Below are 20552 nucleotides of genomic sequence, written 5' to 3'. Positions count from 1 at the left end.
ATTTTTATTACCCGAACAAAAGGCTTTTCAGTATAATACCGCCCGAAAATTCCCTTATCTGTTGAGAAGTTAAGGCTAAAATCCGAGCTTCCGGCAGTTAAACCCGATGATGCCGTCCTTAAACGGCTTTCCCCCAAAGGAATATCTCGAATGAGTTCTTCAAATCAAAGCGTTTTGGAAAAATTATTCAACCTCAACGCCAATCAGACCAACGTGCGCACGGAAATTATGGCCGGTGTGACAACCTTCCTCGCCATGTGCTACATCATCATCGTCAATCCCCTGATTTTGGGTGAAACCGGCATGGATATGGGCGCAGTATTTGTGGCCACCTGTATTGCCTCCGCCATCGGCTGTTTCGTGATGGGCTTTGTCGGCAACTACCCGATCGCCCTTGCTCCGGGCATGGGTTTGAACGCTTACTTTACTTTTGCCGTCGTCAAAGGCATGGGCGTGGACTGGCGTGTGGCTTTGGGTGCCGTTTTCATCTCCGGTATTATTTTCATCCTGTTCAGCTTCTTTAAAGTGCGCGAAATGCTGGTCAACGCCCTGCCTATGGGCTTGAAAATGTCGATTGCCGCAGGCATCGGCCTCTTCTTGGCATTGATTGCGCTCAAAGGAGCAGGCGTGATTGTGGCCAATCCTGCCACATTAGTCGGATTGGGCGACATCCACCAGCCTACCGCCCTGCTGGCAATGGCAGGCTTTGTCATGGTGGTTGCACTTGGCCACTTCCGCGTTAAAGGCTCCATCATCATTACCATTCTGACGCTGACCGCCATCTCCACTATCTTGGGCTTGAGCGAGTTCAAAGGTGTGGTCGGCGAAGTTCCGAGCATTGCGCCAACCTTCATGCAGATGGACTTTAAAGGCTTGTTCACCGTCAGCATGGTCAGCGTGATTTTTGTATTCTTCCTGGTTGACCTGTTTGACTCTACCGGCACATTGGTCGGTGTTTCCCACCGCGCAGGCCTGTTGCAAGACGGCAAACTGCCGCGTTTGAAACGCGCCCTGCTTGCCGACTCTACCGCCATTATCGCAGGCGCCGCCTTGGGTACTTCTTCCACTACCCCTTACGTTGAAAGCGCGGCAGGCGTTTCTGCCGGCGGCCGTACCGGCCTGACTGCCGTTACTGTCGGCGTACTGATGCTGGCCTGTCTGATTTTCTCCCCGCTGGTTCAAAGCATTCCTGCATTCGCTACCGCACCCGCCCTGCTCTATGTAGGCGCGCAAATGTTGCGCAGCGCGCGCGAAATCGATTGGGACGACATGACCGAAGCCACGCCGGCATTCCTGACCATCGTCTTCATGCCGTTTACCTACTCGATTGCCGACGGTATTGCATTCGGCTTTATCAGCTACGCACTCATCAAACTCTTGTGCAACCGCACTCAAGACGTACCGCCTATGGTATGGATCGTCGCCGTGTTGTGGGCACTGAAATTCTGGTTCTTGGGTTAAACCACTCAAAAGAACAGGCCGTCTGAAAACTTTTCAGACGGCCTGTTTTATTTTACCCAGCATTTAAAGCTGTCGGTAAAAGATTATTTTTTCACTTTTTTAGCAGCTGGTTTAGCAGCAGCTTTCGCGCCTTTGTCCAATGCGCAGAAGCGGGTAACGATTTGATCAACCACTTCTTGTTTGCCGTTTACTTCGGTAGTACCGCGGATAGTCAGCATGTTGCCGTCAACTTTGTCTACGTTGGCTGCAGTGGCTGCTTCAGCAACCCAAGCAACATTACCGCCCCAAAATGCGTTTACATCTTTGCTGCTGTCAGTGATACGGAACAGGTTTTCAGTTAATTGACCTTTGTATTTTACTTGAGCGGCAACAACTTCGTTGCCTTTGAAGCCGTACATTACGCTCAGAGGCTCTTTGCCGTCTTTACCGCATTTGTAGTGAACTTCTTTAGTACCGTCGATAGAGTCTACTTTCAAAGTATTAGGTACTGGAGCTTGAGCTTGTTGAGCCTGAGCTTGAGTTTGTTGTTGCGCAGTAGGCGCAGCTTTGGTTTCAGGTTTGGCTTTAGAACCGCTGCTACATGCAGTCAGGGCAACAGCCGCCAAAACGGCAGGAACGATTAATTTAACATTCATATTCATAATTGACTCCCAAATGGTTTCAATAAAAACCGGCAAATGCCGTGACATTTACACATTAACAGAGATATTCCGTCTTGTCTTTATCTCAGACGGCATTTTTCAAGAAAAGTTCAAATAAATATTTTTATTTTCTGAAATCAAGAAATTATAAATATGAAATCATGTAAATTCAAGTTTGGGAATTTTTAAGATGAATACTGTTGTCAATAAATTGGGTTTTGACAATGGTAAAATGAGATTGAAAAGCGCATATAGACAACAAAAAGCCTGAGCAATTTATTTTACACACTTCTGCCTTTGGATTTACTGAGCGTTTCAGACGGCCTTAAACACAAATAAGAAACACAATAAAAAAACGCAATCTGTTTCAGATTGCGTTTTTTTGAAAACTGGCACGCCCACGGGGAATCGAACCCCGGTTACCGCCGTGAAAGGGCGATGTCCTAACCGCTAGACGATGGGCGCGGATAAATCTTGTGGCGCACCCGGAGCGATTCGAACGCCCGACCCTCTGGTTCGTAGCCAGATACTCTATCCAACTGAGCTACGGGTGCATCCTTATCACTTCGCTAGTGCGTTGTGAATCAAGAAGATCGAATAATATAGGCTTTGCCGAAACCTGTCTACTCTTTTCGCAGATATTTTTTATATTTTCAATTAACTGATTGAAATTAAAAAATATAAAATTAACGTAAAATCCCTACTCCTGACAAATCCTGCGCCATTTTAGCGGCGGAGTTATCGGTCATACCACCGACAAAATCCAAAATTTTCATATAGGCCTGATACAGACTGTCTTCAGGAAGAATCGGATTGTACTTTTTCAATAATTCCAACGCCAAAGACTGACGTGTTGCCAACTGTTTTTCAGCAATCAGGGCATACGCGGCAGGGACAAGTAAATCCAAGATGGAGCCTAAACATGGGAACGTGGCGATCTCGGTCAACAGCTTGGTGTGATGGCGGAAAATCCGTGTTTGAGCCAATTCTTTTGCTTTTGCCAAAGTGTTTTGCACTTGCGGGCTACACAGGGCAAGCAAGTCTTTGCCTTTGAATGTTCCGTCCAACAAATCGGACTGATGCAGCATAAAGGTTTGCGCGACATCATCAATCGCCTTGCCGATCGCAATGCCGCGCAACATGGCGCAACGCTGACGACTGGAGCTGGCGTGCCATGCGCTTTCGGCAAAGGTCAGCTCGGACAAGATACTCTCCACTTCCGTATCCGTGAGCAAATCCAATTCGACGGCATCTTCCAAGTCCAGCAAGGCATAGCAAATATCATCGGCAGCCTCCATCAAATAAGACAAAGGATGGCGCGCCCAGCTGTCTATTCCTGCGGAAACCAGCCCCAATTCGTCGGCAACTTGACGGATAAATGGCAACTCTGTTTGATAAATATTGAATTTCTTTCTGCCGTTCGGATGTTGCGTTGTCCACGGATACTTCAATAATGCGCCGATGGCTGCCGCAGTCAGGCGCATTCCGCCCGCCTCCGGATACATTTCAAGGCTGGCAACGATACGCAGGCTATGCGCATTGCCTTCATAAGTTTGAATATCGTTGCGTTCCGCTTCGTTTAATGCGTTCAGATAAATTTGATGTTCAGGCCGTCTGAACCAATCGCGCAAAGCATCTTCGCCGGTATGGCCAAACGGTGGATTGCCCAAATCATGCGCCAAACAGGCAACCTGCACCACGGCACCAATATCGCTGGGCGTATTGCCCTGCGGCAGAAAACCGCCGTTGTGCAACATCACGCCCACGCGGTTGCCCAAGCTCCTGCCCACGCTGGCAACTTCAACGCTGTGCGTCAGACGGTTGTGCGTCAAGTCATGTTGCGCCAGCGGATGCACTTGCGTTTTACGGCCAAGACGGCGGAAGGCTCCGGAGAAAACAACCCGGTCGTAGTCAATGTGAAAATCCGTACGCAAAGCATCGGCACCTTCCTGCGTCGAAGGGGTAACGGTCGGCACGATTTCGCCGTTTTTAGTACGGAAACGTTGAGTAGATAATAAGTTTTGCCAATTCATTCGGATGGTCATAAAGGTTCCTCAAGCAAAGTAAAGGCCGTCTGAAACATATTCAGACGGCCTTATGCTTATTTACCGCGCATCAATTCAAAGAAATCGTCGTTATTTTTAGAGTCTTTGAGTTTGCCCACCAAAAACTCGGTCGCTTCGATTTCGTCCATAGGATGCAGGAATTTACGCAAGAGCCACATACGTTGCAACTGATCGTTCGGCACCAGCAATTCTTCGCGGCGCGTACCGGATTTATTGATGCTGATGGCCGGAAACAGGCGTTTTTCTGCCATGCGGCGGTCAAGGTGCAATTCCATATTACCCGTGCCTTTGAACTCTTCGTAAATCACGTCGTCCATGCGGCTGCCGGTTTCAACAAGTGCCGTCGCAATAATGGTAAGCGAACCGCCCTCTTCCACATTACGCGCTGCGCCGAAAAAGCGTTTCGGACGGTGCAAAGCGTTGGCATCGATACCGCCGGTCAGAATTTTGCCCGAAGTCGGCACAACGGTATTGTAGGCGCGTGCCAAACGGGTAATCGAATCCAGCAGAATCACCACGTCTTTTTTGTGTTCGACCATGCGTTTGGCTTTTTCAATCACCATCTCGGCCACTTGTACATGGCGTTGCGCAGGCTCGTCAAATGTAGAGGAAACCACTTCGCCGCGTACAGAACGGCTCATTTCGGTCACTTCTTCCGGACGCTCGTCAATCAACAGGACAATCAACTCGACATCGGGATAATTGGCGGTAATGGCGTGGGCAATGTTTTGCAACATCACGGTTTTGCCGGTTTTAGGCGGCGCAACCAACAATGCACGTTGGCCTTTACCAATTGGGGAAACCAAGTCGATGGCGCGGCCGGTCAGATTCTCTTCGGCTTTGATGTCGCGCTCGAGTTTGAATTGTTCGGTTGGGAATAAAGGCGTGAGGTTTTCAAAAAGGATTTTGTGTTTGCAGACTTCGGGCTGATCGCCGTTGATGGTATCAAGGCGGACAAGTGCGAAATAACGCTCATTGTCTTTAGGCACGCGCACGCTGCCTTCGATGGTGTCACCGGTGTGCAGATTGAAGCGGCGGATTTGCGTAGGCGAAACATAAATATCATCAGGGCCGGCAAGGTAAGAAGTATCTGCGCTGCGCAAGAAACCGAAGCCGTCGGGCAGGATTTCGAGTGTACCGGAACAGGTAAAGCTGACATTCTGCTTCATCATCTGGCGGACGATGGCAAAAACGAGGTCTTGTTTGCGGAAACGGTTGGCGTTTTCAATGCCATGTTCTTCTGCCATTTCCAAGAGTTTGGAAATGTGGAGGGTTTGGAGTTCTGAAACGTGCATAGTATTGATATATTTTGAATGGTATCAGAGAGATGGCACAAAGGCCGTCTGAAAGTATGAAATCGTACCGCAGGATACGGTAGATTTTTGAGAAAGTTGAATTTTAGGCAGTTGGAGGCAGGGTGTCAAATTTTTAAATCAAACACTAAAGCCGTGACTTGGTCTTATCCTGCAATAAGATTACGGCTAGAAGTAACGTGGCAACCGCAATCTTATTATCAAAAATCCGAGTATTTGCCCAACTTCAGACGGCCTTCTGCCCGTACCGCATCAGCGTCATGCCGCCGACTGCCGCTGCACAACCTGCAACCAGCGAAATATGCAACGGTTCGCCCAAAAACCACGCCGAAGACAGTACACCGAAAATCGGCACGAGCGTAATGTACGCCGCCGCACTGCCTGCGCCCAAAATCTTCACACCTTCGAAATACCACGCATATGCCAATACCGTCGCGCCGATGACCAGCCACGCCAATGCCGTCCAACCGCGCCCATCCATTGCCGCCATTGCCTCAAACGGTAATCCATCAACCCACAACGCCACCACCGACAACATCAACGCGCCGATAAGCGAAGTTGCCGCCGTTACCGTCAGCGCGTCTATACCGCGCAAAACCGCGCGACCGATTAAAGTATAAGCCGCCCAGCAGACCATACAGCCGAAAATCAGCCACTCCCCCGCCTTGATGCCGCCCGACAATACCGCCAACGGCTGCCCTTGCGTGACCGCCGTTATCGCGCCACAGACCGCCAGCAACATACCCGCCAAAATCTTCGCATTTAAACGTTCGCCGAAAAGCCAAGCCGCCAGCAGCAGCGTCAGCACGGGATTCACCGCCACAACCACCGCCGCCTTACCCGCCGGCATTGCTTGCAAACCCAGCATAAAAAACACCGCATAGCCGCATACCCCAACGGAAGCGGCTACCGTCAAGCCCAGCCATTGCCGTGCCGACAAAGCCGCCAAAGTCGCAAACCTGCTGCGCGCAAACAACCAGCCCAACAGCAAAACCGAAGCCAGCACAAACCGAACCGCCCCGCCCGTCAGCGGCGGCAACGACTGCCCCAGCATCCGCCCCATCGGCCAAGACGCACCCCACAATACCGCCATCCCCAGCAGTTTCAAATGTACAGAATAACGTTCCATCTCATTCCTTTATCAACAAAGGTCGTCTGAAAACCCGATTTCAAGTTTTCAGACGACCTCAATACCTCTATTCTGCCGCCTTTGATTTGGGGCGGACACCTTTTTTACCCCAGCACAATTCGGGCAGATCGACAGTGCTCGCTACTGTAACAACATCAGGGTTATCCCTATCCCATTCCAGCGTAACACCGTCATCATCAATCGCACAACCTGGCAAGTTTTTCTGTGTTAATGTCAGCTCAAAGTTTTTTAACTGTTTATTTGAATCAAGAATGACGTTTCCCCAATAAGGTTGATCATTGGAAGCAATATTTGCCTGCCAATACCCGTCACGCTCAGTGCGCGTCACTCGCCAAAAATATAATTTCCCATCCACAAACCACTCAGGCAGGGACACTTCGGCTGATTCGTTTAACGTGCAACTTGATAGGAAATAATCAGCAGGGCTGGACGGCATCTTGCCACCTTTAGTCAATGCTTGCCACTCTATCTCTCCGTCACTCCGGCAAGACCACCCTTCCACATCAACCGTCCTGGCTTCCCCGATAGCATTCATCGTCAGTGTTGCTTGATAACCATCTTCAGTCTGGTACGCAGAACGATTCATTCTATTAACTTCCATGCCTTTCCATTCAACAGGGCGAGAAAATGTGACTTCGCTAAAAGTAGAAAAATCAGGCTTTTTCGATACCCCATCCTGAGGAGCTACGGTCAGCTTCGAACCTGCCGGGATTCGTATACCATCAATCACCAACTCCTCTTTAGCCGTTTGATAACTTGAATCATCATACCTTTTAGCTTGCCATGTCTTAACCATATACATGCCAAACAATGACACCACGATCAAATTGAAAATGATGGCTGAATTCCTAATCAGCGGATTTTTGGATTTAACAATTGCCACAATACTGGCAATCCAAACTATGGCGGCCATAGCCAATATGGCCATGCCAATAAGAATTAAATTCTCCAAAACAAGTATTTCCTTTTCTTTATATTCAGAAAATAGGTCGTCTGAAAACCCGATTTCAAGTTTTCAGACGACCTTCCAATATCGCTGTTGCAAACAGATTACTTGGGCTGCCAAGAGTCTTTCAGCGTTACCGTGCGGTTGAACACGGGCTGCTCGGGGCGGTGGTCTTTGCGGTCGGTTACGAAGTAGCCGATACGCTCGAACTGCCAACGGCTTTCTGCCGATAACTCTTTGGCGACAGGTTCGGCGTAGGCGGTGATTTCCTTAATGGATTCTGGATTGAGGAAATCGGTAAACGGCTGGTAGTTGCCGTCTTCGCCGCGCACGGCATCGGGACGCTCGACGGTAAAGAGGCGGTCGTACAGGCGGACTTTGATTTCAGCTGCGTGTTCGGCAGACACCCAGTGAATCACGCCTTTGACTTTGCGGCCTTCAGGATTTTTGCCCAAGGTATCGTGGTCGATACTGCATTTGAGTTCAACCACATTGCCTGCCGCGTCTTTTACGACTTCGTCGCACTTGATCACATAGCCGTGGCGCAAACGCACCTCGCCGCCAGGAATCAGGCGTTTGAAGCCTTTAGGCGGATTTTCGGCAAAGTCGTCGGCTTCGATGTAGATGGTTTGTGAAATAGGTACTTCGCGATCGCCCATTTCTTCGTAGTTCGGATGGAACGCGGCGCGGCGGCTTTGGGTTTTGCCGGCTTCAAAGTTGGTCAGTGTCACTTTGAGCGGGTTCAAAACCGCCATCATGCGCGGGGCGGAGTTTTCCAGCTCTTCGCGAATCGCGCCTTCCAACACGCTCATATCGACGATGTTTTCAGATTTGGAAATACCGGCGCGTTTGGCAAACAGGCGCAGGCCTTCGGGCGTGTAGCCGCGGCGGCGCATACCGGAAATCGTCGGCATACGCGGGTCGTCCCAGCCGGTAACGTGGCCGTCTGAAACCAGTTGGTTCAGCTTGCGTTTGGACGTGATGGAATACAAAAGCTCCAAACGGGAAAACTCGTATTGGCGCGGACGTGTGGCGTGCGGCGCGGGGATGTTGTCCAACACCCAGTCGTACAGCGGGCGGTGGGCTTCAAATTCGAGCGTACACAAGGAATGCGTGATGCCTTCGATGGCATCGGAAATGCAGTGCGTGTAGTCGTACATCGGGTAGATGCACCATTTGTCGCCGGTGTTGTGGTGATGGGCGCGGCGGATGCGGTAGATGACGGGGTCGCGCATATTGATGTTGCCTGATGCCATGTCGATTTTCAGGCGCAGGGTTTTGCTGCCGTCGGGGAATTCGCCGTTTTTCATGCGCGTGAACAGGTCGAGGTTTTCTTCGATACTGCGGTCGCGGTAAGGGCTGTTTTTGCCCGCTTTGGTCAACGTACCACGGTTTTCGCGCATTTCTTCAGGGGTCAAATCATCGACATACGCTTTGCCGTCTTTGATTAAACCGACGGCGTAGTCGTAAAGCTGGTCGAAATAGTTGGAAGCGAAACGCGGCTCACCCGCCCAATGGAAACCCAACCACTCGACATCTTCTTTGATGGCGTTGACGTATTCGTCGTTTTCTTTTTCGGGGTTGGTATCGTCGAAACGCAGGTTGCACAAGCCGTCGTAAATATACGCCAAACCGAAGTTCAGGCAGATGGATTTGGCGTGACCGATGTGCAAATAGCCATTCGGCTCGGGCGGGAAACGGGTTTGGATGGCTGTATGTTTACCGCTTTTGAGGTCTTCTTCGATGATGGTGCGGATGAAATGGTTGTCCGCGAATTGGTCTTTATTCAACATAATATTTCTTTGATGGGAAAATGATTTTCTGTTTTCAGACGGCCTGAACATTCAATCAGGCCGTCTGAAAGGAATGGAATGATGGCTCAATTGTACCCGACTTGGCTACTTTGATACAGGGTCGGCAACCTGCCACGCTACGCCGCGCTCGTTTAGGGTTTTCTGCATGGCGACGGATGGTAGGCGGTCGGTAAACAGCTTATCGAATGCGCCGATATCGCCCAGCCTGACCAAGGCATTGCTGTTGAATTTGCTGTGGTCGACGCCAAGATAGCGCACGCGGGCATTGTTCACCATCGCCTGCATGACGCTGACTTCCTTGTAATCGTCATCCAAAAGCGAGCCGTCGTTTTCTATGCCGTGGGTACTCATGATGGCATAGTCGACTTTGAATTGGTTGATGAAATCGACAGTCGCCACGCCGGTAATACCGCCATCCAAGGGGCGGACCACGCCGGAAGCGATGATGACCGTGTAGTCGGTACGTGCCGCAGTGATGGAGGCGGCGTAGATGTTGTTGGTGATAATCCGCAAGTTTTTACGCTGCCTGACCAACTCGGCGGCAACGGCTTCCATGGTGGTGCCGATGCTGATAAACAGCGAGGCATTGTCGGGAATGGTGGAAGCAATCAGACGGGCAATGGCGTTTTTTTCCTGCTGCTGATGGTTACGCCGCTCCTGCCCTGCCGTTACGACTGAAACGTCGCCCAAAGATGCGCCGCCATGATAGCGTTTAAGCTGTCCGGTCTCGCTTAACTCTTGCACATCGCGGCGTATGGTTTGTGGCGTCACATCCAAATTTGCCGCCAATTCTTCCACCGTCATAAAATTATGTTCGCGGACAAGGGTGAGGATATGTTCGTGTCTTTGGATTTTGGGTTTCATGGTGTTTCGTTTTATAGGGATAAACCAATGGCCGTCTGAATATTTCAGACGGCCTTGTTATTGTCAAACCGATTACATCTCGAGTTTCTGTTCCAAGCGTTCCATACACGCGCCCAAGTGGCGGCGTATGACTTTGGTCACACGATTGCGCTTGCCTGCCAGCAACAAATCAAGGATTTCTCGGTGTTCATGGTGCGAATTGGAATCGATATTGCGCTTTTCTTTGCGAAGCGGGTCGGAAACGGCCACAATCAATGAAGAGCGCGCACACAAGGTATTCATGATTTCAAACAGGACATTGTTGTCCAACAGCCGCGCCAATTCGACATGGAAGGCATTGGACAGGCGGTTCCAACCCACGCGGTCGCCGCTTTCGGAGGCTGCGCCCTCTTGCTCAATCATAGCGTAAAGCGGTTGCAGACGCGTTTCCAAATCAGGCATATCGATGAGGACGCTCAAAATCATGCTTTCCATTTCGATACGCGTGTTGAACACGTCTTTCATTTCTTTCAAGTCCGGCACATGGACAAATGCGCCGCGGTTAGGCTGCAAATCGACAATTTTGTCGTGCGCCAAAAGCGACAATGCGCCACGCACGGTATTGCGGGAGCAAACCATTTGTCGGCAAAGCTCGGACTCGGTCAGTTTTTTGCCCGGCAACAGCAGATGGTCGGTAATGCCGTCCAAAATCAATGCGTACACGCGGAAGAGTTCGGAATCATGACGCTCTTCCAAAATAAGCGATGAAGTTGCAGGCGCAACGTTGGTATTATTTTCGTAATCCATAATGTTTCCCCAGTATCCGTATTAAGGCGCAAGCGTTTACAAACCAGCATCTTTCGGGGTTATTTAAAATATAATTAAAAATTGTTGACAATGTTAAACGAAACTTGCACAATGAGATCAACAAGCCAAGTTATAAAGGCTGATAGAGAGAGAAGAAAAAGGAATAAAAAGCAAGCAGATATATTCATGTTAATGCGTGAATATATCTGCTTTTTTTGTGGGTAGTCGGTTCACGCCCCGACACGCCCACCCTGAAACCGTCCTATTCTGTTTCGACGATCTCGAAGCTGTGGCTCATTTTTGCCGCTTTACCCAGCATAATCGATGCGGAGCAATATTTTTCGGCAGACATCTGTACGGCGCGTTCAATCGCGCTTTCTTGCAAACCTCGACCATACACTTTGAAATGGATATGGATTTCGGTAAACACGCGCGGCGCGGTGTCGGCGCGTTTGGCAGTCACTTCGGCACGGCAGTCGGTGATTTTTTGGCGTTGTTTCTCGGCAATCATCACGACATCGATGCTGGAGCAGCCCGCTACACCCAACAACAGCATTTCCATCGGGCTGGGGCCGCGTTTGACTTCGCCTTCAGCCGCCGCGCCTTCCATCACAACGCTGTGTCCGTTTGCCGTTGTACCGACGAAGCACATTCCGTCTATCCATTTTGAAGTAACTTGCATGGTGTCTTTTTTATCCGTAAAAGCATTAATCCGATATTGTAAACAATTTCAAGTGATAAACCTAGTCAGGCCGTCTGAAAAATACAATCAATTACAATCGGACTAAACGCATCATTCGTTCCGATACGCCCAGTGGTTGACCGGCCCGTGCCCTGCCCCGATGCCCAAAGGATGGGAAATGGCGGCGGCAATATAGTTTTTTGCCGTTTGAACCGCCTCTGGAACGCTAAACCCTTTTGCCAACTCGGCTGTGATGCAGGCAGAAAACGTGCAGCCCGTGCCATGTGTATGCGGCGTCGGGAAACGTTTGCTGTTCAGCTCAATGGTTTCGTATGGCATAAACAGCCAGTCGGTGCAATATTCGCTTCGGCTGTCGGCAAGATGGCCGCCTTTAATCACCACATTTTTCACGCCCCAATCCTGAAGAGTTTTGGCGGCACGTTCCGCATCTTGGCGGTTTTCAATATTGATACCCGTCAAAGCCTGCGCTTCGGGCAGATTGGGGGTCAATACGTCCGTATGCGGCAGCAGCAGACGTTTCATGGCTTCGACGGCTGAATTTTCCAACAACGGCGCACCGCCTTTAGCAATCATGACCGGATCCAATACGCGTTTACCGAAGTCGCATTCGGCGGTTTGTTCCGCCACGCATTCGATGATTTCCGCCGTACCCAGCATGCCGATTTTATAAGCGCGGATTTGAAAATCCTCCTGAATCGCGGCAATTTGCGCGGCAATTATGTCGGTCGGTATCGGATGCACTGCCGATACGCCCAAAGTATTTTGTGCGGTAACCGCTGTCAGTACGCTGGTACCGAACACGCCGCGCATCTGAAACGTCTTCAAATCCGCCTGTATGCCCGCGCCACCTCCGGAATCTGAGCCGGCAATCGTCAGCGTTTGAATAAAAAGTTCGTCCATCGTATTCTCCTGTTTTTCAGACGGCCTTTTGCTTATCGTTATGGGAAGCCGTTTGGTTTTATCCGTAAGCAAAGGCATTCGCCGTCTATTTTTCCGAATGCCTTATCCGTTGTTTTGCCAAAAACAAATGTATGTTCCCGAGCGAAATATCTTAACAAACAAAAGGCCATCTGAAAACTATTTTCATTTTCAGACGGCCTGTTCAATTTTAAACCTATTCAGGCTTAATCTTCGTATGCGTCAATCGGCAAGCAGGAGCAAATCAGATTGCGGTCGCCATACACTTCATCTACCCGTTTGACGCTCGGCCAGAATTTGTGTTCGCGGACGAACGGCAATGGGAAGACAGCTTCTTCGCGGGAGTACGGATGCGTCCATTCGCCGGTTACGTCGGATGCAGTGTGCGGAGCGTTGACCAGCGGATTGTCTTCTTTCGGCCATTCGCCGCGCTCGACTTTCAGCACTTCCTGTTTGATTTGTTTCAAGGCGGCGATGAAGCGGTCGAGTTCGGCTTTGCTCTCGCTTTCGGTCGGTTCGATCATCAGCGTGCCGGCAACGGGAAAGGAGACGGTCGGGGCGTGGAAGCCGTAGTCCATCAGGCGTTTGGCGATGTCGGTTTCGGTGATGCCGCTTTCGGCTTTGAGCGGACGCAAATCGACGATACATTCGTGCGCGACGCGGCCGTTTTTGCCTGTGTAGAGAACAGGATAGTCTTCGCTCAGGCGTTTGGCGACGTAGTTGGCGTTGAGCAATGCCCAGCGCGTTGCCTGCTCCATGCCTTGTTTGCCCATCATGGTCAGGTACATCCAGGTAATCGGCAGGATGGACGCGGAACCGAAGGCGGCGGAGGAAACGGCGGTTTGCTCGGCACTTGCGCTGTGGGTGTCGGTCAAGGTATGGCCTGGGGCAAACGGGGCGAGGTGGGCTTTCAGGCCGATGGGACCCATGCCCGGGCCGCCGCCGCCGTGGGGGATACAGAAGGTTTTGTGCAGGTTCATGTGCAACACGTCCGCGCCGACTTCGGCGGGCTGCATGATGCCGATTTGGGCGTTGAGGTTGGCGCCGTCCATGTAAACCTGTCCGCCGTTTTCATGGATGATGCGGCAGATGTCGCGGATGCCTTCTTCGTACACGCCGTGGGTGGACGGGTAGGTAATCATGATGGCGGACAAGGCGTCGCGGTGTTGCTCGGCTTTGGCTTTCAAGTCGTCGATGTTGACGTTGCCGTGTTCGTCGGTATCGACGACGACGACTTTCAAACCGAGCATGGCGGCGGTGGCGGGGTTGGTGCCGTGGGCGGATTTGGGAATCAGGCAGATGTTGCGGTGCGCTTCGCCTTGGGCTTCCTGATAGCGGCGGATGGCGAGCATACCGCTGTATTCGCCCTGCGCGCCGGAGTTGGGCTGGAAGGAAATCGCATCAAAACCGGTAATGGCTTTCAGGCTGTTTTCCATGTCGGTCAGGAGTTCGCGGTAGCCTGCGGTTTGCGCCTCGGGAGCGTAAGGATGGATGTCAGTGAACTCAGCCCAAGTAATCGGCAACATTTCCGCAGTCGCGTTGAGTTTCATGGTACAGCTGCCCAATGAAATCATGCTGCGGTTCATCGCCAAGTCGCGGTCTTCGAGTTTTTTCAGGTAGCGCAACATTTCGTGTTCGGTGTGGTAACGGTTGAACACAGGATGTTGCAGAATGTCGTCCTGACGCAGCAATTCGGCGTTCAGACGGCCTTTGACATCATCGGCAAATGTGAACGTATCTTTGCCGGTAAACGCACGGTACAAATCGGCCAAATCTTCGTATGCCGATGTTTCATGGAATGCAGCCGCAACTTGAGTATCGTTGACGCGGCGCAGGTTGTAACCCGATTCCAAAGCAGCGGCAAACACTTGGTCTGCTTTCTCTTTGCTGCCGAAATCGACGGTAACGGTATCAAAGAAGACTTTGTGAACCACATTCAGGCCGGCTGAAACCAGTGCATCGGCAAAGGCAGAAGCCAATGCATGAATGCGGTTGGCAATGCGTTTCACACCTTCAGGGCCGTGGTAAACGGCGTACATACCTGCCAAGTTCGCCAGCAATGCCTGTGCGGTACAAATATTGGATGTCGCTTTTTCGCGGCGGATGTGTTGCTCGCGGGTGGACAAAGCCATGCGCAAGGCAGGTTTGCCCGATGCGTCTTTGGATACGCCGATAATGCGGCCCGGAGCGGAACGCTTGAACTCGTCTTTAAACGCGAAATAAGCAGCGTGCGGACCACCAAAGCCCATCGGCACACCGAAGCGTTGGGTGTTGCCCAAAGCAATATCTGCGCCCACTTCAGCTGGAGACTTCAGCAAAACCAAGCTCATGATGTCGGCTGCAACGGCCACGATTGTGCCTTTGGCTTTCAGACGGCCGATAACGTCCTGCAAGTCTTGCACATCGCCGTCTTTGCCGACGTATTGGAACAGCGCGCCGAAGTATTCGCCCTCATCCGCTTGGGCAAAATCGCCGACCACCAGTTTAAAGCCGAAATATTTGGCACGGGTTTTCATCACGTCCAAAGTTTGCGGATACACGCGCGCATCCACAAAGAAACGCTCGGATTTCACTTTGCCCACGCGGTGCGCCATCGCCATCGCTTCGGCGGCGGCGGTAGCTTCGTCCAGCAAAGACGCGCCCGCCACGGGGAAACCGGTCAAATCGATACACACCTGCTGGAAGTTCAGCAGCGCTTCCAAACGCCCCTGCGCGATTTCCGCCTGATACGGCGTATAGGCGGTGTACCAGCCCGGATTTTCCAATACGTTGCGCAAAATCACGTTCGGCACGCGGGTCGGGTAATAGCCCAAGCCGATATAGGATTTGTTGATCACGTTTTTCGCCGCAATGGCTTTCAGCTTCGCCAAAGCGTCCGCCTCGGTCAGGGCTTCGGGCAGGTCGAGTTCGGACGGCATACGGATGCTTTGCGGCACGGTATTGCCGACAAAATCATCCATGCTCTTCTCGCCCAGCGCTTCCAAAAGCGCAGCCTCGTCGCCAAAGCTCAAATGTCGCGCGGCAAATTCGTTCGGGTTGAACAATTCAGATAGTTTCATTTCTACTCCTTCGGTGTTATCGATATCAACACTGTTTATTCTTGCAGATGTTGTTTCAGACGGCCTCCACCCACTTGGGACGACATGCCAATATTTCCCTATAAACCGGACAGGTTTCCACATGCGCGCCGGGCAGGTAGCCGGTACTCATCAGAAATTCGCCGACGATTTCGCCGCCGACAAATTTGAAATGTTTTTTAAACAGCTTCACCCATTCAGCCTTGTCGAGCGGATGGTTCGCATCGAGCCAGTTTTTGAATGAGCCGTATTCTTGCTGTATTTGTTTGATTTGTCGCGCGTTATAAATGGCTGCGTTGATTTTCAGGCGGTTGCGGACGATGCCTGCATCGGCAAGCAGTCGCTCAATATCGGCTTCGTCAAATGCAGCGACCGTATCGATGTCAAAACCTTTAAATGCCGTCTGAAATGCCTGCTGCTTCTTCAGCATCAGCGTCCAGCTTAATCCTGCCTGATTGATTTCCAACACCAGCCGCTCAAACAATTCATTGTCGTCCTCAATCGGAAAACCGTATTGCGTGCCGTGATAATGTTTGTTGGGGTTGTCCGTATCGTCAGGAAGCGTGGCGACAAATTCGCAGTAATTCATGTTTGCTGAGGGAAAATTGAAACAAAGGCCGTCTGAAAGCATTTTTCAGACGACCTAAGACCTGCAATATCAAACAGATGAAAAACCTGTTTGAATGTTTGCAAAAATCAAGCTACTTCGCCTGCGTATTGTTCGGCAGTCAGCAGGCCGTCGTAGTCGGCAGGATTGGCAGGTTTGATTTTGAAGAACCAGCCTGCGCCGTAAGGGTCGCTGTTGGCGGTTTCCGGCGCGCTGGGCAAATCTTCGTTGACGGCGACGACTTCGCCCGCAATCGGAGCATACACGTCAGACGCGGCTTTCACAGACTCAACCACACCGGCTTGTTCTTCGGCGGCAAGGTTCGCACCGACTTCGGGCAGCTCGACGAACACGATGTCGCCCAACAACTCTTGCGCGTGGTGGGTAATGCCGACGGTGATGATACCGTCTTCTTCAAGGCGCAGCCATTCGTGACTGGCAACGTATTTCAGTTCGGCTGGGATGTTGTTGCTCATTGTTTGATTCTCCATTGGTTTTTTGGTTTGAAGGTCGTCTGAATCATGATGTCTCAGACAGGTTGTTTCACAGTTTTTTCCAACAGTGCTTCCTATTTTTGCTGATCTCGTTTATACCAATTTATTAAATAATTTTCTTCTATTCGGCTACGCGAGCCATAACGTATCACGTTTAAATATCCATTATCATTTCGTTTAAACTGAATTCCCACCAACTTTCTAGAATTAATTAAAAAATAAATGATATTATCTGAGCAATTATGTGGTTCACATACTGTTGCTCGTTGGTATTTCTGTGAACTAATTATTACGGATTCCAATGGTGTAGCAACACCCTCCGCCCCTTTCAACCAATCATCATTTTTATCTCTGGCTTCTCGCCATACTTCTTGTCCCCAAATTGCTTTATACGGCTGTTTTTTCACCAAATCAAAAGGATAAATCTCTTTAGCAAAAGCAAACCCCGTAACTATTACCCAAAATGTAGCTGCAATTGTTATAACCTTAATTTTTCTCATAAAAGTTACCTATTTCATTTTGAATTCATAATTTTATGAAGAGGACAGTAAAGCACGTCCTCGTTACGAAAACTAATCCAACGTTTAAAACTGTTTCTGTCCGTTGCGTACAAACGGCAGCTTCAATACGCGCACGTCCACTTCCTTGCCGCGCATCAGCACTTTGGCGGTATCGCCGTCAAAATCTTTCGGCACGCGGGCGATGGCGATGGATTGTTTCAGGCTGGGCGAGAATACGCCGCTGGTGGTTTCGCCTTTGCCTTTGTCGGTCAACACTTCCATATGCGCCCGCAGGATGCCGCCTTTGTCGAGCAGCAAACCGACTTGTTTGACGGCAACGCCTTTTTCTTTCAATGCCAGCAAGGCGGCTTTGCCGACGAAATCGCGGTTTTCGTCTTTCAAATCAACAGTCCAACCCATGCCTGCTTCGAGCGGGCTGGTGTCGTCGTCCATATCGTTGCCGTAGAGGTTCATGCCGGCTTCCATGCGCAGGGTGTCGCGCGCGCCGAGGCCGCAGGGCTGTACGCCGGCTTGTTGCAGGGCTTTGAAAAATGCGACGGCTTCAGTGCCGGGCAGGATGACTTCGACGCCGTCTTCGCCGGTGTAGCCGGTGCGGGCGACGAACCAGTCGTTGCCCAAATCCGCGCCTTGGAACGGTTTGAGGTTGTGGATGACATCCGCCCATTCGGGTTTGACGGTCAGGAGTTTTTCGATGGCTTTAGGACCTTGCACGGCAAGCATACCGAGGTCGTAACGAGGGTTGAAGGCGACGCCGAATTCTTGTCCGACTTTGTGGAACTGGGCGGTGTCTTTCTCGCGGGTCGCGCCGTTGGATACAATGCGGTATTGGGTTTCGGCTTCGTTGGTGCGGTAAACGATCAAGTCGTCAATCACACCACCGTTGTCGTTGAGCAGCGCGGAATAAAGGGCTTTGCCGACGAAGGCGAGTTTGGCAACGTCGTTGGCAATCAGTTTGCGGAAAAAGGCTTTTGCGTTCGCTCCGGCGACGTCGGTAACGAGCATGTGGGATACGTCGAACATGCCTGCGTCGGTACGCACGGCTTCGTGTTCGGCGATTTGCGAACCATAATGGATGGGCAGCTCCCAGCCGGCAAAATCGACCAGCTTCGCGCCTGCATCTTGATGGGCTTGATGAAATGGGGTGGTTTTCAGAGCAGTCATTCTCAAGTTTCTCCGGATTTTTTGTTCAGATGCCGCCCGCGCACCTGTGCGCGGATGACCCTATCTGTCCTTGAACCTGAGATTTTCGGCTGTATCCGCATGATGGCAAACCAGTCTGCTCACTGCTTTGCGCGGTTGTCTGAATGGTGGTTCAGACGGCCTTCTCCCCTTCGGTGGACGTTATTCTAACGCCGCTCTCCAGATTGTTTGTTTCAATGTGCAGTCCCTGATACCTGAGCGATTTAAGGGTGTCTGCGCCTTCGGTGGTTACATTGTAGTTGGATGTAACACTCTCCTGCACATTTCCCGATTATGTCTTGAATCGGCGGTTTGGGCAAGTAGCCGACGAATATTTATGATGTGAATATTCGTCTTTTTATTGAGGCGGCAAAACCTGAGCCTTTATAAAATTGTTAGCCATGCGGCAAATGTTTTTGCAAAAGTCTCAGGCCGTCTGAAGCCCTTGGCCGTTTTTCCTATATAATTCTGTTTTTTCGATTTATCTGCGTCCATCATGAACCGCCTCAAACGCATTAAAACCATCCTCTGCACGCTCTACCGCTACCGCCTTGCCGAGCTGATTGCCTCGCTGGTCCGTCCGGGTTGGGCGCGGACTTTCCTCAATATGCTGCCGCAGTCGTCCAAGTTCAAACACGAGACGCCTGCCGTGCGCCTGCGTTTGGCGTTGGAAAGCCTGGGGCCGATTTTCATCAAATTCGGACAGGTATTGTCCACGCGTCCCGATTTGATTCCGCACGATTACGCGGTCGAACTGGCAAGGCTGCAAGACAAAGTGCCGCCGTTTGACGCGCAGCTTTCACGCTCGCAAATCGAAAAATCTTTGGGCCAATCCATCGACACTTTATACGCGGAATTTGAAACAGAGCCTGTCGCCAGCGCGTCCATCGCCCAAGTACACAAAGCCCGCCTGCATTCTGGCGAACAGGTCGCAGTGAAAGTCTTGCGCCCCAACCTTCTGCCCGTTATCGAACAGGATTTGTCGCTGATGCGCTTTGGTGCAGGCTGGGTGGAACGTTTGTTTTCAGACGGCAAGCGTTTGAAGCCGCGCGAAGTGGTGGCCGAATTTGATAAATACCTGCACGATGAATTGGATTTAATGCGCGAAGCCGCCAATGCCAGCCAGCTCGGTCGCAATTTCCAAAACAGCGATATGCTGATTGTGCCGAAGGTGTTTTACGACTACTGCACCAGCGACGTGCTGACCATCGAATGGATGGACGGCACGCCGGTATCCGATATCGCCAAACTCAAAGCCGACGGCATCGACTTGCACAAACTTGCCGATTACGGCGTGGAAATCTTCTTCACGCAAGTCTTCCGCGACGGCTTTTTCCATGCGGATATGCACCCTGGCAATATTCTGGTTGCCGCCGACAACCGCTACATCGCCCTCGATTTCGGCATCGTCGGCACGTTGACCGATTACGACAAACGCTATCTCGCCATCAACTTCCTCGCCTTCTTCAACCGCGATTACCACCGCGTCGCCACCGCCCACATCGAATCGGGCTGGGTGCCTGCCGACACACGTGCGGAAGAATTGGAAGCCGCTGTCCGCGCCGTGTGCGAGCCTGTGTTCAACAAACCGATTTCGCAGATTTCCTTCGGCTTGGTGCTGATGCGCCTGTTTGAAGTCAGCCGCCGCTTCAATGTCGAAATCCAACCGCAGCTGGTATTGCTGCAAAAAACGCTGCTCAACATCGAAGGTTTGGGCCGCCAACTCGATCCCGATTTGGATTTGTGGAAAACCGCCAAACCGTTTTTGGTGCGCTGGATGAACGAACAGGTCGGCCCCAAAGCCCTTTGGCGCAACCTCAAAAACGAAGCTCCCGATTGGGCGCAAATCATCCCTTCCCTGCCGCGCAAAATCAGTGCGCTGGTTGATGAAAACCGCCAACAGGAAATGCGCGATGCCTATGTTCACTTGGTCAAAGTACAGCAACGCCAAAGCCTGTGGCTGGGTGTGATTGCGGTTGTTTTGCTGCTGATTTTGCTGTTTAAGTAAACCG

17 protein-coding genes, 2 tRNA genes and 1 riboswitch are annotated in these 20552 nt (G+C 51.2%); of the genes, 2 read left to right on the top strand and 17 right to left on the bottom strand.

The window, feature by feature from the left end:
- The first annotated feature begins 150 nt into the window (after positions 1–150).
- Positions 151–1461, top strand: a complete 1311-nt coding sequence (locus FAH66_RS00220; RefSeq protein ID WP_137040077.1) for an NCS2 family permease — start codon at positions 151–153, stop codon at positions 1459–1461.
- A gap of 83 nt (positions 1462–1544) precedes the next feature.
- Here the strand turns inward: FAH66_RS00220 and FAH66_RS00215 are convergent, their stop codons facing one another.
- From FAH66_RS00215 to gcvT, 17 genes are all read right to left on the bottom strand, one after another.
- On the bottom strand, positions 1545–2102 hold the full coding sequence (locus FAH66_RS00215; RefSeq protein ID WP_036472682.1) for a hypothetical protein: 558 nt from the start codon (positions 2100–2102) through the stop codon (positions 1545–1547).
- 390 nt (positions 2103–2492) lie between these two features.
- Positions 2493–2567, bottom strand: a tRNA-Glu gene (locus FAH66_RS00210).
- A 12-nt stretch (positions 2568–2579) separates the two neighbouring features.
- Positions 2580–2656, bottom strand: a tRNA-Arg gene (locus tag FAH66_RS00205).
- Between the two features lie 132 nt (positions 2657–2788).
- Positions 2789–4147 (bottom strand): deoxyguanosinetriphosphate triphosphohydrolase, encoded by a 1359-nt coding sequence (locus FAH66_RS00200; protein WP_137040075.1) that lies wholly within the window; start codon positions 4145–4147, stop codon positions 2789–2791.
- Between the two features lie 56 nt (positions 4148–4203).
- Entirely contained in the window at positions 4204–5463 is a 1260-nt protein-coding gene (gene rho / locus FAH66_RS00195) for a transcription termination factor Rho (RefSeq protein WP_137040073.1), read from the bottom strand.
- A 244-nt stretch (positions 5464–5707) separates the two neighbouring features.
- Positions 5708–6610 carry a DMT family transporter gene (locus FAH66_RS00190; RefSeq protein ID WP_137040071.1) on the bottom strand — a complete coding sequence of 301 codons (903 nt, stop codon included), beginning with the start codon at positions 6608–6610 and terminating at the stop codon, positions 5708–5710.
- A gap of 67 nt (positions 6611–6677) precedes the next feature.
- On the bottom strand, positions 6678–7583 hold the full coding sequence (locus tag FAH66_RS00185) for a hypothetical protein (RefSeq protein ID WP_137040069.1): 906 nt from the start codon (positions 7581–7583) through the stop codon (positions 6678–6680).
- A gap of 98 nt (positions 7584–7681) precedes the next feature.
- On the bottom strand, positions 7682–9370 hold the full coding sequence (locus FAH66_RS00180) for a glutamine--tRNA ligase/YqeY domain fusion protein (RefSeq protein ID WP_137040067.1): 1689 nt from the start codon (positions 9368–9370) through the stop codon (positions 7682–7684).
- A gap of 105 nt (positions 9371–9475) precedes the next feature.
- Positions 9476–10255, bottom strand: coding sequence for a DeoR/GlpR family DNA-binding transcription regulator (locus FAH66_RS00175; protein WP_137040065.1), 780 nt, complete (start codon positions 10253–10255; stop codon positions 9476–9478).
- 72 nt (positions 10256–10327) lie between these two features.
- Positions 10328–11041 (bottom strand): GntR family transcriptional regulator, encoded by a 714-nt coding sequence (locus tag FAH66_RS00170; protein WP_137040064.1) that lies wholly within the window; start codon positions 11039–11041, stop codon positions 10328–10330.
- A 262-nt stretch (positions 11042–11303) separates the two neighbouring features.
- Entirely contained in the window at positions 11304–11723 is a 420-nt protein-coding gene (locus FAH66_RS00165; RefSeq protein WP_003684499.1) for an OsmC family protein, read from the bottom strand.
- Positions 11724–11834: 111 nt separating this feature from the next.
- Entirely contained in the window at positions 11835–12644 is an 810-nt protein-coding gene (gene thiD / locus FAH66_RS00160) for a bifunctional hydroxymethylpyrimidine kinase/phosphomethylpyrimidine kinase (protein WP_167480296.1), read from the bottom strand.
- A gap of 224 nt (positions 12645–12868) precedes the next feature.
- Positions 12869–15721 (bottom strand): aminomethyl-transferring glycine dehydrogenase, encoded by a 2853-nt coding sequence (gcvP, locus tag FAH66_RS00155; RefSeq protein WP_137040061.1) that lies wholly within the window; start codon positions 15719–15721, stop codon positions 12869–12871.
- A 55-nt stretch (positions 15722–15776) separates the two neighbouring features.
- Positions 15777–16328 carry a DNA-3-methyladenine glycosylase I gene (locus FAH66_RS00150; RefSeq protein WP_137040060.1) on the bottom strand — a complete coding sequence of 184 codons (552 nt, stop codon included), beginning with the start codon at positions 16326–16328 and terminating at the stop codon, positions 15777–15779.
- Between the two features lie 107 nt (positions 16329–16435).
- On the bottom strand, positions 16436–16822 hold the full coding sequence (gene gcvH, locus FAH66_RS00145; protein WP_137040058.1) for a glycine cleavage system protein GcvH: 387 nt from the start codon (positions 16820–16822) through the stop codon (positions 16436–16438).
- 92 nt (positions 16823–16914) lie between these two features.
- Complete coding sequence (locus FAH66_RS00140) at positions 16915–17340, bottom strand: Ivy family c-type lysozyme inhibitor (RefSeq protein ID WP_137040056.1); 426 nt, start codon at positions 17338–17340, stop codon at positions 16915–16917.
- Positions 17341–17424: 84 nt separating this feature from the next.
- Positions 17425–18522: a glycine cleavage system aminomethyltransferase GcvT gene (gene gcvT, locus FAH66_RS00135; RefSeq protein ID WP_137040054.1), complete on the bottom strand. Its 1098-nt coding sequence runs from the start codon at positions 18520–18522 to the stop codon at positions 17425–17427.
- A 210-nt stretch (positions 18523–18732) separates the two neighbouring features.
- Positions 18733–18830: riboswitch (glycine riboswitch) on the bottom strand.
- A 206-nt stretch (positions 18831–19036) separates the two neighbouring features.
- Between gcvT and ubiB the strand changes: the two genes are divergently transcribed.
- Positions 19037–20548, top strand: a complete 1512-nt coding sequence (gene ubiB / locus FAH66_RS00125; protein ID WP_137040052.1) for a ubiquinone biosynthesis regulatory protein kinase UbiB — start codon at positions 19037–19039, stop codon at positions 20546–20548.
- The last annotated feature ends 4 nt before the right edge of the window (positions 20549–20552 follow it).

The sequence above is a fragment of the Neisseria subflava genome (assembly GCF_005221305.1).
Classification (GTDB): Bacteria; Pseudomonadota; Gammaproteobacteria; order Burkholderiales; family Neisseriaceae; genus Neisseria; species Neisseria subflava.
Note: the sequence above shows the minus strand (reverse complement) of the source record. Positions and strands in the feature narration are given on the sequence as shown.